The following is a 13,473-nucleotide window of genomic DNA, read 5'->3' on the forward strand; positions in this document are numbered from 1 at the left end:
TTTAGTGTTTATTGTTTTGCTACTCTTTTTTCTGCCATTAACTGGTCTACAACTTCTTTTAGCTTTTTTGGATCTTTGGCGTATTTTTCAAGGTCGATGATTTCTACTTTTCTGAATTCGACAGGATGGCTCTCGCTTTGTAATGAAATTGATCCGCCTTTAATGAGTTCGCCTTCAGCGGCTCCTTTAACAGGATCTTTCTGAGGCCTGTCATAGCGTAAAACTTCTTCGCCGTTTACGTAGTGTACGATAGTAGAATCTCCCAATGCAAGGACTTCTACACGAACCCATTGATCACCGTTGAATGTTTTGGATCTTGATTCTATGCAGTGAGCTTTGATAACTTTACCGTTCAATACGAACTGGGTGCCTGGTGTACAAAGGTTTGCTGTAGAACGGTCGCCATTACCTGCTCCGCCTAATAACTGCACTTCGATAGAGTTAGGGAAGTCCTGATCTTTTTTCATATTTGCAGGATCCTGGCCATGGATCATCACACCGCTGTTGCGGAAAGCCCATCCTGGCCCGCCTTTAACCTGATCACCGGTAAAGCGGTATTCTACACCTATTAGGTAATAAGAATAAGATTTTTTATAGAAGAGGTGTCCAAATTGTTCATCAAATTTTGTGTATTGGTCGTAGTTGACCTGAATTTTACCATCTACAATGCGGAATGTATTGCCATAATTTTCGTTAAGATCATGGTATCTTATTTTCGGTGTCCAATCTTTAAGATTTTTGCCGTTGAAAAGTTGTTGCCATTTGAGTTTTGGTGCAGGTTTCTTAACGGAGCTCCCTAAAAAAATAAATGGGAGACAGATGATAATTGCCGCCCTAAGCATGTAAGGAATAAATTTTTGTTTCATTATAGTGGTTTAAGTGTGTAGTTTTTACACAGTAAACTTAACAATAATATTTTTTAAAATTATTTTTCCTGAAAATTGGTTAATGTGGTACATATTGATAACCACAACTGTAGTCTATAACTGTACGCTACTACTACAGTATTTGACAGTTGTATGAAAGCTGTCGGCAAGGTCCTGTTGACCTAGCTGACACCTTGTTGTTATTGGCCGAATAAAGCGTATTATGTGATGACAAATATTGGGAAAACTAAAAAAGGGTGCCTTTGGGGCACCCTTTTAAATTGAGTTAAAGTTTTTATCTTCTGCTTCCAAATATCCTTAATAAGAACAGGAAGATATTAATGAAGTCAAGATATAAGTTCAATGCACCCATTATTGCTAATTTTTTGGCGTCTGCTGAAATCACCCCGTCTCCATTTGCTTCAATGCCTGCGCCGATATTTTTTAATTTTTGAACATCATATGCAGTTAAGGCTGTAAATACGGCAACTCCAATGAAACTCATCACATAGCTCAAAGTCTCACTTCCAATGAACAGGTTCACTAAACTAGCGATAAAGAGCCCTGCTACACCTACCATTAAGATCGGTCCAAATTTGGTGAGGTCGACATCTGTAGTGTAACCCAGAAAAGCCATTATGCCAAATATACCTGCAGCTGCAGCAAAACAAGCTACAATAGATCCTGCTGTGTAAATCAGCAAAATGAAACTTAAGCTAACTCCCAGTAAAATAGAAAATAAAACGAAAACGCCCAATAGCGCTCCGTAAGAAAGTTTGCTAAAGCCGGTACCCATCACCAATACGAGTGCTAACGGAGCAAACATCGCTACATAACCCAGTACTGTTCTCTGTCCTGTTTCGAAATTGATCAATTGTCTCAATGCTATTTCAGAATTTGAAATAAACAATGCCGCTAAAGTTGACAAGCTCAATGCTACGAACATCCATAAGAATACGTTAGCAAAGAATTTCTTGGCAACTACTCCAGTTTGGTTCTCCACAAAAACTGATTTTTGTGCCCAATCGTAATTATTGTTATTATCCATTTGTTTTAAATTTATTTTAAAGGTACGAATTGTTTCAATCATGCAAAAGCTATGCCCCAAGCCTTTTTGTCAGGATTTCTTCAACTTTCTTGAAAAACTGCAGGGGTTTTAATGTTCTCCATGCCAAATCGTCAAGCTGACCGCCAAAATTGATGTAATAATCTATATTGCTGTTTCTGAATTCATTGATTACATGTTCCTGGAAATTGATGCCTGTTATCCAGCCATCCTCTACTTCCTGAAACCATTCTTCGTAGTAACTGTCTTCTGAGGAGTGGAAATTAAGTATGTTTTCTCCAATGAGAATAAATTTGTTGATGCCTTCATCCATCATGAGTTCTATGATCTCTCTTTTCAAGAGCATAATGTCATTGTTTATGGCGTCATTCCATTCTCCGATAAATTCGATGATGGCATAGTTCCTGTCGTAATCCGCAAATAACACTTTGATATACATGGTGTTTGAACCAAAGTCGTCCCATTGAGGATGGATTAGGAAGTTATAGAGCTGCTTGTCGAAGTAGAACTCAGAATATTCAGTGTTGTAAAAAGGTGAACGTTCATCTTCTGCCGCGATATAATCGTCTCGCCACAGATAAAAGGGCTCTATTTCGTGCATGATCTGGGTTTACGATTTTAGATTGACGAATTACGATTTGTTGCTTCCACAGCTTTTCGGACACTTCCATAATGGATCAGGAGATCGGCAGCCTGGTCATGATCGATGTTTAATGCGTCCATTACCATTTGAGTACCCCTGTCTACCAGTTTATGGTTTGTCAACTGCATGTCTACCATTTTGTTACCTTTTACACGGCCCAGCCTGATCATCACCGCAGTGCTGAGCATATTTAGAATCAGTTTTTGTGCAGTTCCGGACTTCATGCGTGTAGAGCCTGTAAGGAATTCTGGACCAACGACTACTTCTACAGGGAAGTCACTTTCGGCAGCAATAGGGCCACCCTCATTGCATACTATGCAACCTGTTAAAACACCATGTTTACGGGCTGTATTTAGTCCGCCAATAACATATGGGGTAGTTCCGGAAGCTGCCAGTCCTACAAGCGAGTCTTTTTCATTGATGTTAAACTCCTGCAGATCTATCCATGCCTGCTCATTGTCATCTTCTGCATTTTCTACCGCTCTTCTGATCGCAGTATCTCCCCCTGCAATGATTCCTACAACCCAGTCGAAGGGCACCCCGAATGTCGGAGGGCATTCAGAGGCATCAACAATGGCCAGGCGTCCGCTGGTGCCAGCGCCAATATAAAATAACCTTCCTCCTTTTGTCATTCTTTCCGCAACAGCAGAAGCCAGTTTCTCTATCTGAGGTATTGCCTTTTCAACTGCCTGAGGAACTGTTTTATCTTCATTGTTTATCCCCTCCAGAATTTCAAGTACAGACATTTTATCTATGTCGTTATACTTTGACTCTTGCTCGGTTACTCTTATCATTGCTCTGTTTTTTTCCTTATTATTATTTTCTTCGTTTGTCAGATAACTCTTGAGACCTATCTTTTTATTTTCCATTAGGAGAAGTAAAGCTAGTAATGGTTTGTTAAAATTGGTGATTTTCTTTTTAAACGCGAAGTAATAGACGAAAAACGGTTGAAATTATTGTGTTTTTTTATGAAAACCGAGATTGGAACGGTGGCATAAAATAAATTAGCTTAAACAATAAAAATGATTGGGGGTTAATTACTTAAATGACAGTGTAATTTCATAACTTTACAATGTCTGAAATAATGAAAAATAATACCCGCATAAATCTCCTAATTGCCCTGACATATTCTGTTACTCTAATCGGCGGAATGTTCTTGGGATACAAGTTTTTAAAGGACCAGGGGTATGAATTTAAAAAGAGTGTCCACCTGGCAGATAATAATGCAGAAAAAGTGGATGAAATAATACATATCATCAACAGAAATTATGTTGATGATATCAATGCAGATACCTTAAATCATTTGCCTATCGACAGCTTATTGCACAAGCTTGATCCACATAGCATTTATCTTCCTCCTGCAAAAGCAAATGAGCTTACTGAGAATTTAGGCGGTAATTTTGGGGGTATAGGTATCGAGTATTATATTTTAAAAGACACGTTGCTAGTCACTAATGTAGTTAAAGACGGTCCAGCATATTTAGCTGGTATAAAACAGGGAGATAAAATCCTTAAAATTGATACGGTGTATGTGAGTGGTAAGTCTCTGCCGCGGGAACAGATGATGGGTAAAATCAAAGGTCGAAAAGGGACTCCTGTGAAACTGACGATCATGCACCCAGGGAACGCGCAGGCTGTAGTTTTTACGGTTAAGCGGGACAGGGTAAAAGTGAGCAGTATTGATGCCTCATATATGTTGAACATGGATGTGGGTTATATACGTATTAGTAAGTTTGGAGCAGAAACAGATAAAGACTTTGTAGAGTCGGTTAAAAATTTGAAAGCAGCAGGTATGAAAAAACTTGTGCTTGATCTTCGTGACAATGGCGGGGGATACCTCACAGCTGCAACAGGCTTAGCCAATCAGATTTTACAGGAAAATAAACTGATTGTATATACTCAGGGTAAGCATGAGCCCCGTACTGACTACATTGCAACCGGCGGCGGTGAATTTGAAGATGGCAAGCTTGCTGTGCTCATCAATGAAAATTCCGCCTCTGCAAGTGAAATTCTGGCAGGAGCGGTCCAGGATTTAAAGCGAGGCATCATTATCGGACGCAGGTCATTTGGAAAAGGTCTTGTGCAAGAGCAATTCCCATTTGGTGACGGATCAGCATTGAACTTAACCATTGCGAGGTATTATACGCCTTCAGGCAGAAGTATTCAGAAATCTTATAAAGAAGGGTACAGGGCGTATCAGAATGAACTAGAGCGCAGGTTTAATGATGGAGAACTTACTTCTGGTAAGGTTGTTAAAAAAGACAGCGTGAAGGGTAGATTTCTTCACGGAGGAATTCAACCTGATATCTATGTAAAACTAGATACCAGCGGGTATAATAAATTCTATAATACACTTTCATCTAAACGTGTACTGCTTGATTTTGTATATGATATACTTGCCAGTCGCTATACCGGCAGTTTTCTTGAGCAGAATCTAACTACTTTTAATGTGAGTGACGCTGATTTTAAGGACTTTCTAAAATATATCCAGACGCAGAGCATTGCCATTGATGCAAGGCAGCTTGCTACGGCAAAACCTGTGATCTTGAATGATATGAAAGTGCTTTTATGCAAATATCACTTAGGTGATGCGGGTTATTATAAAGCGCTTAACCTAAGTGATGCTGTGGTGAAACAGGCGATTAACAGCCTGCAATAACCTGATTTATTTTACTTGTTATTTTTGTCTGAAGTAAATCTGAATAGGTACTCCACTAAAATCAAAGTTTTCACGAAGCTTGTTTTCTATAAAGCGTTTATATGGCTCTTTTATGTATTGAGGCAGGTTACAGAAGAAAGCAAACATTGGAGATGTTCCATTGATCTGAGTGATGTATTTGATTTTGATGTATTTACCCTTCAACGCGGGTGGTGGGTATTTTTCAATGATAGGCAGCATTACATCATTTAGTTTAGATGTAGGGATTTTTTTGCCTCTATTTTTGAATACCTCTAATGCACCTTCAATGGCCTGGAAAATACGTTGTTTGTTGACCACAGAAGTGAAAATAATAGGGACATCTGTAAATGGTTGTAGTTTTTGACGAATCTGATCTTCAAATACATTTACAGTTTTGCTGTTTTTCTCGATCAGGTCCCATTTGTTAACCAGTATAAGGATACCTTTTTTGTTTTTCTCTGCAAGGTGGAAAATGTTTACATCCTGAGACTCCAAGCCTTCTACAGCATCAATCATAAGAATTACAACATCTGCTTCTTCCAGGGCCTTGATGGTACGCATTACGGAGTAAAACTCAATGTTTTCCTTAACCTTTGTTTTTTTACGCAGTCCGGCTGTGTCAATAAACATGAATTCGTGTCCAAACTGGTTGTAATGAATGTGTATGGAATCGCGGGTTGTACCGGCGATTGGTGTTACAATATTTCTGTCCTTACCTATTAAAGCATTGATTAAGGAAGATTTACCTACATTGGGACGTCCGACGATTGTGATTTTAGGTAGTGCATTTTCGTCTTCCGGAATATCTTCGAAATGTTCAATCACATCATCAAGCAGATCTCCTGTTCCTGAGCCAGTCATAGAAGATATGGCATAGATTTCACCTAAACCAAAACCGTAAAATACAGATGCTTCATTTTGTAATTGAGTATTGTCGACTTTATTTACTACTGTAAATACTGGCTTTTTACTTCTTCTTAGTAATTGTGCAATTTCATCATCCAGATCAGTTATGCCTGTGGTTACATCAACCATAAACAATAAAACTGTAGCTTCTTCAATTGCTATGATTACCTGTTCGCGAATTGCTGCTTCAAATACGTCCTCCGAATTGGCTACATAACCACCAGTATCAATTACAGTGAACTGTCTGTTCGTCCACTCTGCCGATCCGTAGTGACGATCACGGGTAACTCCGCTAAAATCGTCAACGATGGCTTTACGGCTTTCTGTTAAGCGGTTAAAGAGGGTAGATTTGCCTACGTTTGGTCTTCCGACGATTGCGATAATGTTACTCATGGTCTATTGTGAATTGTATTAATTATTAAGGGGTTGCAAAGGTACGCTTAATTTTCGTACCCGAAACTTTTTAAATAGTTCTTTTTGCTACGCCAATCAGGAATTACCTTTACAAAGGTTTCAAGGAAGACTTTCTGATCCAGGAACTTCTCAATGTCTTTGCGTGATTCTGTGCCAACTTTCTTAAGCATAGCGCCTCCTTTTCCAATAAGGATGTTTTTTTGAGAATCACGTTCTACAATGATTTCAGCGCTGATGCGTGTGATTTTTTCTTCTTCTTTGAACGAAGTAATGATCACTTCAGTGCTATATGGAATTTCTTTCTGGTAGTTGGTGAAGATTTTTTCCCTGATGATCTCCGAGACAAAGAATCGTTGGTTGCGGTCAGTAAGATCTTCTTTATCATAAAAAGGGTCATGCTCAGGTAGGAATTCGAGAACAGTAGTCATGATTCCTTCCAGATTATACTGATGGAGGGCAGATATGGCAAATATGTGTTTCGGGTTTAACTTTTCCTGCCAGTATGCAATTTTTTCGTCTACCTGTTCCTGTGTTGCGTTATCTATTTTATTGATCAGTACAATAACTGGGATTGTTGTATTGCTAATTTTTTCAAGTACATCATTTTCATCATGCTGCTCGTTAATATCTGTTACGAAGAGAATAAGATCAGCATCGGTAAGTGCGCCTTTTACTGAACTCATCATAGAATCCTGCAGTCCGTAACGCGGAATTATGATGCCGGGAGTGTCGGAAAATACAATTTGATAGCTTTCTTCGTTAACAATTCCCAGAATACGATGACGTGTGGTCTGCGCTTTCGGAGTAATGATAGAAAGCTTTTCGCCCACCAGGGCATTCATAAGGGTTGATTTGCCTACATTTGGCTTACCGATGATACTAACAAAACCAGCTTTGTGTGACATAGAAAATATTTTTTAAAATAAATTTGCACCACAAAGAAACGAATTATATCTTTGCATTCCAATTCGGAAGAAGAGTTAAACAAATAACGAAACTTAAAGAATTGTATATAGTGCGGGGTGGAGCAGTTGGTAGCTCGTCGGGCTCATAACCCGAAGGTCATCAGTTCGAGTCTGGTCCCCGCTACCAAAAGGTTCGCAGTTGTTAAAGACTGAGGCAATCTTAAATGGCCCGTTCGTCTAGGGGTGAGGACGCCAGATTTTCATTCTGGAAACAGGGGTTCGATTCCCCTACGGGCTACGATAAGGGAAAGAGGTTCAAATTGAGCTTCTTTCCCTTTTTTTATACCTTCTAATTGGCTGTTAATCAGTGCAATAACCTCTATTACGCCATTAGGTCGGGGTGTTCGATAAGTTGATCCGTCAAACTGCAATTTTTCAGGGTATAAAGCGCAAACAATGCGGCGTTTATCATCTACCTCCGCATTGATATATAGCTTATCAAGCTTTAACAGGCATGTAATGACCTTATCAACAAGTTTATCAACTCCAATTTTCACAAGTGGCTTATCTTGTAAGTTGCCCATACGGGCTTCTAAACGGCTTATTAAGGCTTCGCAGTCCGCTTTTATGGCCTTAAAGTCGGAAGGTTCAATATCTCCATCTAATAAAAGTGTTCTGGCTCTGCTCATTTTCACGTTTTGCTTTTCTATGTCCGCCAAAATCAGCTTTTTATCATTGAAATCGTTAAGTGTTCGACTTTTGTAGACAGAGGTTATTACTGCGGTTACCAATTCAATCGCAGAGGGATTAATTGTAAACTCCTTTAATTGGTCAAGAAACAGGTCATTAGCTTCAAGAGCGTTAAACCGTGTCCCACATTCATTAACACAGTGATAATAATAGTAGTGTTTGTTTTTTCCCTTGGATTTGCTGCCTGTTAGCATTCGGTGACAATTAGGACAAAGTATCAAACCCCTAAGCGGCAAGCTATCCAAAGAAACAACTTTAGCGGCTTTTTTTCTTTTCCTGCCATTCAAAACATCCTGTACGTCATAAAACAATGCTTCGGAAATTAACGCATCATGTTGACCATCCACAACTTTAAAATCTTCGTCCTTATGTTGGGGTATCATGATCTTACCACAATAAACAGGGTTTCTTACTAAACGATAAAAGTTCATACGAGGACACTGCAAGCCCTTTTCGTTTGCCATTTTGCGGATTTGATCAGCGGCATAGTTGTCTTTGGCAATTTCCTTAAACACCCATCTCATTAAACTGGCTTTAGGTTCATTAGGAGCAATATATTTTCTGCCATCCAGTGTAATGAAATTTTTATAACCAGTCGGAGCGGTAGACATCCAGCGGCCTTCTTTTTTTGCCCTGCGCATACCGTTAAAAGTATTTAACGCCCTGCGGTCGTTTTCCACTTCGGGAGCAGCAAGGTAAAAGGCAAGCATCATCTTGTTTTCAGGGACAGATAAGTCAAGCGGTTGCTCTACACCCTGTGGCTCAACTCCGTACTTTCTTAATATGGCAATCATGCCGTAGGCATCCCCTGTGTTTCTGCTAAAGCGATCCCATTTAGTAAAGAGGATTAAATTCCGCTGGCCTTTTGACCGTTTAATATCAGCTAAAAGCTTGATCCATTGCGGACGGTTAAAAGTTTTTGCGGAATGATCCTCAAAAACTACTTTGTTTATAGCGATACAATTAATATCGCAGTACTTTCTTAAACGTTCTTCCTGGTCACGCTGCGAATATCCTTTGTCGGCTTGTTCATCCGTGCTTACACGGATATATAAATCGGCTGTTTTCATAGGTTACTATTTTTCATTTGTTAACTATTTGATTTACAGACAATTTAACTAAAAAATATAACAATTCCAAGACTTTTTTTGCTTCTTCTCTGGTCACAATGATGCCGTTTTTAGCAAGTATTTCGATAGCAATTTCTGGCTTAATCATATCGAGGTTATAATGTTCTATTTCCATAGGCGGACTTACAAGGGGTTTAAAATCAAAAATGCGAGGACTATATAAGAGGCACTCCCAAGAAGGGACGATAAGGGGATTTTGCATATCTTTATACTACTGAAAGAAGATCTAGCCTAAATCATTTATTAAAATAAATTAGTTGGAATATTTTTACCATTACACTTCTGTTGAGAATCTTGCACTCATACTAAAGCACAGAACTTTACGCTTCAAGGCACTTGATACAGTTGATGACCTAAATGAGGGATTAACTAATGATGTAGATGAATATCGTCAATTTGTATTCGTCAGTTGTTGGACTGATCAGGATATAGAAAGTATACCGATCTGGAATATGTATGCAAAAGATATGTCAGGAGTGAGAATCGCACTTCCGAAGTATCCGTTTACCCACTATTCATTTGAGGATTTGCCAAATGAAGTTGTAAGTAATATACCATTCGCAAGAAGCACCATCGTAAATTACCTACATTTTGATAATGGTTACATATTCCATCAGGGTGAGCATTATCTTGTAAAGGTTGAATACACGGATGATATTGCACTATTAAAGCCAAATTTGGTTGAACCAACCTCTGAACAAGGTAAAACTATCTGGTCTGCCAGGATAGGTAAATTCAAGCAAAATTGTTGGGATTTTCAATCTGAAGTCAGATATAGAATTATTGTATATCCCAGGGGTGGTTTTAAACGTACAGAAACTGAGAAATTTAATTTTGAAAGCAGAATGAAGTCAAAACATATTGACGTGCCAATTAGTGAGGATGCTTTTGGCCAAATGAAAATATTGCTAGGCCCGAAACAGTTAGATGAACATAGTTTAATTGTGGAAGCCCTTATAGAGAAATATAACCCCGGAATTGAATTGCAAAGAAGCATTTTGAGCATTCGGCACTGACATACAAATACTAAGCATACTATTTTTCCGGTTTGTCCCCATCAGGATTATCATAGTCAATATCCCTGTCCTCTTCATCCCATTTATCATGTAGTTTATCCAGTGCATCAAGCATTTTTTCGGGAAGGTCACTATTGCCGCTAATGAGTTTTAAGGTATTGAAATCAATACCGTCCGAAAACGGAGTTTCCAGCCCGCCTTTAAGCTTTTCAAATAGTTCTTCATCGCTATAGGGCAAACCTGTTTCGGGATTGGGCGGCATACCAACTTGTTTTATCATTTGCACCACTTCCAAAAAATCGGCAGGGCTGCCGGTAAACGTCAGCTTGGTTTTAGGAACATCATTGCCAGAGATCACAGAGGCTTCAAATTCATTGTCAATATGATCTTTCAAAAGTTCCATTGCTCTGATTTTGGCAAAAGCATAATCGAAGCCAGTTGAAAAAGAACGATCACTATAAAAGAAAACAGGATCAATATCTATGGCAAGATCACGTTTGGCAAACCGATCTTCTACATTTCGGACAAAATACTTCGTGTCCAATGTATCTAAATCTTGTTTATAGTAATCATACAAATGGTCATTGCGCCTGAAAAAATCCTCAATTTCATCTACTTCATCAATCAGATATTCTTTATCCTCTGGGGTATGGTGAGCAGGGCGAAATACCTCAGTATTATAAACCTCACACATAAAAATGAGCCTGCCCATGACAACAGGTTTCACATACTTAAATAAATAGATTTCTTCCGATCTCTTTTTGAAAGGATGTTGCAAGATAAACGATTTGAGTTCATCCAGATAAAAATCAATACACGGAACAGAGGCTTGCGCCCATTGATCAGATTTTGGATGCTCTAGCCGAATATTAAACAGTTCGCCGTCCATTCGGTTAATTAGATCCTGGCAAAATGATTTCAGTTCTTCCATACAATAAGTGTGGTACTAATTTATACAATAATCTCCTAAAAACCCTGTGATTGCAATCGCAAAATTTAAAACCCCATTCATTCCCAACGTGGGAATGCCCGAAAAATTCAACATCAATCTTTGGCAGAAATAATAATTGCCATGAGATTAAATGTAAAATTAAGCAAAGATACCAAGCCCGATAAGCTTGCTTACAAAGAGGTGCAGCTAAAGAAAAAAATCAGACCGGAACGGCAGAAAATCCGGCAGCTTTTACGTTCCATGCTCCCGATGGAAGAAGAACAAAGACAACTCAAAGATGAGCAAAATCTTTTCCGATAACTCCCCGATCCCATGATGAAATGTTTAGTACTTAACCAAGTTCCCGAAGGAATTTTGAGATCGCGCAGCCCCCGTTTTGGGTGCAGCAAAGATGTATTTCCGTCTACGGAAACTTCTTTGCCTGCTCCCGCAGGGAATGAAGGGGCTGCGGAACTTGCCCCTTCTGGAAAGACAAAAAGATTAAACTAATGCCCAGGAAAAAATCAGCCGATCCCGGAAAAATATTGAGCCGCGTGCTGAGGATCAGGTTAACCGAAGCCGCATTTAAAAGACTGGAAAAGATCGCTAGAAGCAGCGATTGTCATACTGTTGGCGAGGCTGCAAGAAAGATCCTGAGCAAAGAAAAGATTACCCTTTTTTATAAAGACATTACCCTTAATTCCACAATGGAGGAACTGGCACTGATCCGTAAAGAACTGCGGGCAATCGGCATTAATATCAACCAGATTACCAAGGCATTTCACAGCGACAAACGGGAAACCCCACAAATGGTGCAGGTCACCAAAGTGACCAAGCTTTATGAAAAGGTAGAAGCTAAAACGGACACTTTATTAATCCTGATCAACAAGCTTGCTGAAAAATGGTTGCCAAGATCATAACTGGAAAGAGTTTGAGGGGTGCACTGCACTACAATGAAAACAAGGTGCTGGAAGGAAAGGCCGAGCTGATTCTTGCCAGCGGATTTGCCGGGGACATAGAGCGGATGAATTTTCACCAGAAACTCCATCGATTTGAAAACCTGCTTATGATGAAGCCTAGTGTTAAGACCAATACGCTACATATCTCGTTAAACTTTGATGCTGCCGAAAAGCTTACAGATGAAACGCTGCAAAAAATAGCGGTAACTTATATGGACAGAATCGGTTTTGGTGACCAGCCATTTATTGCTTATAGGCACAATGACGCAGGCCACGACCACATTCATTTGGTGACCACTAATATTAGGGCAAACGGCGATCGGATAGACCTGCATAATATTGGCGCTAACCAGTCGGAAAAAGCAAGGAAGGAAATAGAGGAAGAGTTTAAACTGGTTAAGGCGCAAAGCAAGCAATACAAACCAGAGCCAGGTATTAAAGCGATTGATGTGGAGAAAGTCGTTTATGGTAAGTTGCCTACCAAACGAGCGATCAGTAACACGGTTAATGCGGTTATTGGTTCTTACAAATTTACTTCGCTTGCCGAACTGAATGCAGTGTTGAAACAGTTTAACGTGATTGCAGACCGTGGGATTGAAAGCAGCCAAATGTTCCAGAAAAGAGGACTGATTTACACCCTGCTGGATCAAAAAGGTGACAAGATCGGCGTACCCATCAAATCAAGTTCCCTATATACCAAACCAACATTACCCTGGTTGGAAAAGCAATTTCCAAAACATGAACAGAGCCGGATACAGTTTAAACCACAGTTGAAGCAGTCAATACATAAAGTCTTGTCTGCAAAACCAGTGGATCAGGCGGCTTTTAGTGCAGCACTGAAAGCCCAGGGCATTGCTGCAATTTTCAGGATCGGTGTAAATGGTCAGGCCTACGGAATCACCTTCGTGGACCATAAAAATAAGACCATTTTCAATGGTAGCGATCTGGATAAAGCATACAGCGCAAAGACAATTTTAAGCGGAATTAATAAGCAGGATATTTTACAAAAGGCAAGCCGTCCTTTACAAAGGTCAATGGGAAAGACCCAAAAGTCAACGAAAATAATTGACAGTAAAGAATCAAAACAGGAGGCTATAAAATTCTCTTCCAGTAAACACTCTTTACTGGATATGCTGATGAAAGACCAATACGATCAGTCCGGTCAAATCCCGAAGAAAAAGAAAAGAAAGAAACTCACAATTTAAAT

The 13,473-nt window shown here is 39.4% G+C and carries 15 protein-coding genes and 2 tRNA genes; 8 read left to right on the forward strand and 9 right to left on the reverse strand.

Going from position 1 to position 13,473, the window contains the following annotated elements; translation table 11 throughout:
- Positions 1-8: 8 nt before the first annotated feature.
- The 4 genes from FA047_RS16485 to murQ all read right to left on the reverse strand — a co-directional run bounded on the left by FA047_RS16485 (position 9) and on the right by murQ (position 3,369).
- Positions 9-866 carry a 3-keto-disaccharide hydrolase gene (locus FA047_RS16485; RefSeq protein ID WP_225872762.1) on the reverse strand — a complete coding sequence of 286 codons (858 nt, stop codon included), beginning with the start codon at positions 864-866 and terminating at the stop codon, positions 9-11.
- Positions 867-1,161: 295 nt separating this feature from the next.
- On the reverse strand, positions 1,162-1,914 hold the full coding sequence (locus FA047_RS16490) for a Bax inhibitor-1/YccA family protein (RefSeq protein ID WP_136837193.1): 753 nt from the start codon (positions 1,912-1,914) through the stop codon (positions 1,162-1,164).
- Positions 1,915-1,963: 49 nt separating this feature from the next.
- A complete protein-coding gene (locus tag FA047_RS16495; RefSeq protein WP_136837194.1) occupies positions 1,964-2,533 on the reverse strand; it encodes a hypothetical protein in 570 nt (189 codons plus the stop codon).
- A 17-nt stretch (positions 2,534-2,550) separates the two neighbouring features.
- Positions 2,551-3,369 (reverse strand): N-acetylmuramic acid 6-phosphate etherase, encoded by an 819-nt coding sequence (gene murQ, locus FA047_RS16500; RefSeq protein WP_136837195.1) that lies wholly within the window; start codon positions 3,367-3,369, stop codon positions 2,551-2,553.
- Between the two features lie 290 nt (positions 3,370-3,659).
- Here murQ and FA047_RS16505 point away from each other — a divergent pair, with 290 nt between their 5' ends.
- The gene (locus FA047_RS16505; RefSeq protein ID WP_136837196.1) at positions 3,660-5,234 is read left to right on the forward strand and encodes a S41 family peptidase; all 1,575 of its coding nucleotides are present in this window, start codon (positions 3,660-3,662) and stop codon (positions 5,232-5,234) included.
- Positions 5,235-5,252: 18 nt separating this feature from the next.
- On the opposite strand, the gene der is transcribed toward FA047_RS16505, so the two are convergent.
- Both der and era read right to left on the reverse strand, forming a co-directional pair.
- The gene (gene der / locus FA047_RS16510; protein ID WP_136837197.1) at positions 5,253-6,554 is read right to left on the reverse strand and encodes a ribosome biogenesis GTPase Der; all 1,302 of its coding nucleotides are present in this window, start codon (positions 6,552-6,554) and stop codon (positions 5,253-5,255) included.
- Positions 6,555-6,601: 47 nt separating this feature from the next.
- Positions 6,602-7,480, reverse strand: a complete 879-nt coding sequence (gene era / locus FA047_RS16515; protein WP_136837198.1) for a GTPase Era — start codon at positions 7,478-7,480, stop codon at positions 6,602-6,604.
- A gap of 111 nt (positions 7,481-7,591) precedes the next feature.
- Between era and FA047_RS16520 the strand changes: the two genes are divergently transcribed.
- Both FA047_RS16520 and FA047_RS16525 read left to right on the forward strand, forming a co-directional pair.
- A tRNA-Met gene (locus FA047_RS16520) sits at positions 7,592-7,667 on the forward strand.
- A 39-nt stretch (positions 7,668-7,706) separates the two neighbouring features.
- Positions 7,707-7,778 (forward strand) — tRNA-Glu (locus FA047_RS16525).
- On the opposite strand, the gene FA047_RS16530 is transcribed toward FA047_RS16525, so the two are convergent.
- Complete coding sequence (locus FA047_RS16530; protein ID WP_136837455.1) at positions 7,741-9,300, reverse strand: recombinase family protein; 1,560 nt, start codon at positions 9,298-9,300, stop codon at positions 7,741-7,743. The two genes, FA047_RS16525 and FA047_RS16530, sit on opposite strands and share 38 nt — an antisense overlap.
- Positions 9,301-9,313: 13 nt before the next feature.
- Positions 9,314-9,475, reverse strand: coding sequence for a hypothetical protein (locus FA047_RS20570; RefSeq protein ID WP_169304435.1), 162 nt, complete (start codon positions 9,473-9,475; stop codon positions 9,314-9,316).
- Positions 9,476-9,617: 142 nt separating this feature from the next.
- Here FA047_RS20570 and FA047_RS16535 point away from each other — a divergent pair, with 142 nt between their 5' ends.
- Positions 9,618-10,376, forward strand: a complete 759-nt coding sequence (locus tag FA047_RS16535; RefSeq protein WP_136837199.1) for a hypothetical protein — start codon at positions 9,618-9,620, stop codon at positions 10,374-10,376.
- A gap of 19 nt (positions 10,377-10,395) precedes the next feature.
- Here the strand turns inward: FA047_RS16535 and FA047_RS16540 are convergent, their stop codons facing one another.
- A complete protein-coding gene (locus tag FA047_RS16540) occupies positions 10,396-11,307 on the reverse strand; it encodes an RteC domain-containing protein (RefSeq protein WP_136837200.1) in 912 nt (303 codons plus the stop codon).
- Positions 11,308-11,448: 141 nt separating this feature from the next.
- Here FA047_RS16540 and FA047_RS16545 point away from each other — a divergent pair, with 141 nt between their 5' ends.
- Genes FA047_RS16545 through FA047_RS16555 form a run of 4 tightly spaced genes read left to right on the forward strand, consistent with a single transcriptional unit; the run spans position 11,449 to position 13,471 of the window.
- Positions 11,449-11,628: a hypothetical protein gene (locus FA047_RS16545; protein ID WP_136837201.1), complete on the forward strand. Its 180-nt coding sequence runs from the start codon at positions 11,449-11,451 to the stop codon at positions 11,626-11,628.
- A gap of 12 nt (positions 11,629-11,640) precedes the next feature.
- A complete protein-coding gene (locus FA047_RS20575) occupies positions 11,641-11,817 on the forward strand; it encodes a hypothetical protein (RefSeq protein WP_169304436.1) in 177 nt (58 codons plus the stop codon).
- A complete protein-coding gene (gene mobC, locus FA047_RS16550; RefSeq protein ID WP_136837202.1) occupies positions 11,817-12,227 on the forward strand; it encodes a plasmid mobilization relaxosome protein MobC in 411 nt (136 codons plus the stop codon). Before FA047_RS20575 ends, mobC begins: the two co-directional genes overlap by 1 nt.
- Entirely contained in the window at positions 12,209-13,471 is a 1,263-nt protein-coding gene (locus FA047_RS16555) for a relaxase/mobilization nuclease domain-containing protein (protein ID WP_136837203.1), read from the forward strand. Before mobC ends, FA047_RS16555 begins: the two co-directional genes overlap by 19 nt.
- The last annotated feature ends 2 nt before the right edge of the window (positions 13,472-13,473 follow it).

The sequence above is a fragment of the Pedobacter frigoris genome, assembly GCF_005116445.1.
Taxonomy (GTDB): Bacteria; Bacteroidota; Bacteroidia; order Sphingobacteriales; family Sphingobacteriaceae; genus Pedobacter; species Pedobacter frigoris.

Bases quoted from the DNA above. Each gene is read 5' to 3' on its own strand.
- der (WP_136837197.1), bottom strand. From the start codon at position 6,554: ATGAGTAACATTATCGCAATCGTCGGAAGACCAAACGTAGGCAAATCT.
- FA047_RS16555 (WP_136837203.1), top strand. From the start codon at position 12,209: ATGGTTGCCAAGATCATAACTGGAAAGAGTTTGAGGGGTGCACTGCAC.
- FA047_RS20570 (WP_169304435.1), bottom strand. From the start codon at position 9,475: ATGGAAATAGAACATTATAACCTCGATATGATTAAGCCAGAAATTGCT.
- FA047_RS16485 (WP_225872762.1), bottom strand. From the start codon at position 866: ATGAAACAAAAATTTATTCCTTACATGCTTAGGGCGGCAATTATCATC.
- FA047_RS16540 (WP_136837200.1), bottom strand. From the start codon at position 11,307: ATGGAAGAACTGAAATCATTTTGCCAGGATCTAATTAACCGAATGGAC.
- FA047_RS16530 (WP_136837455.1), bottom strand. From the start codon at position 9,300: ATGAAAACAGCCGATTTATATATCCGTGTAAGCACGGATGAACAAGCC.
- era (WP_136837198.1), bottom strand. From the start codon at position 7,480: ATGTCACACAAAGCTGGTTTTGTTAGTATCATCGGTAAGCCAAATGTA.
- FA047_RS16505 (WP_136837196.1), top strand. From the start codon at position 3,660: ATGAAAAATAATACCCGCATAAATCTCCTAATTGCCCTGACATATTCT.
- mobC (WP_136837202.1), top strand. From the start codon at position 11,817: ATGCCCAGGAAAAAATCAGCCGATCCCGGAAAAATATTGAGCCGCGTG.
- murQ (WP_136837195.1), bottom strand. From the start codon at position 3,369: ATGATAAGAGTAACCGAGCAAGAGTCAAAGTATAACGACATAGATAAA.
- FA047_RS16545 (WP_136837201.1), top strand. From the start codon at position 11,449: ATGAGATTAAATGTAAAATTAAGCAAAGATACCAAGCCCGATAAGCTT.
- FA047_RS16490 (WP_136837193.1), bottom strand. From the start codon at position 1,914: ATGGATAATAACAATAATTACGATTGGGCACAAAAATCAGTTTTTGTG.
- FA047_RS20575 (WP_169304436.1), top strand. From the start codon at position 11,641: ATGATGAAATGTTTAGTACTTAACCAAGTTCCCGAAGGAATTTTGAGA.
- FA047_RS16495 (WP_136837194.1), bottom strand. From the start codon at position 2,533: ATGCACGAAATAGAGCCCTTTTATCTGTGGCGAGACGATTATATCGCG.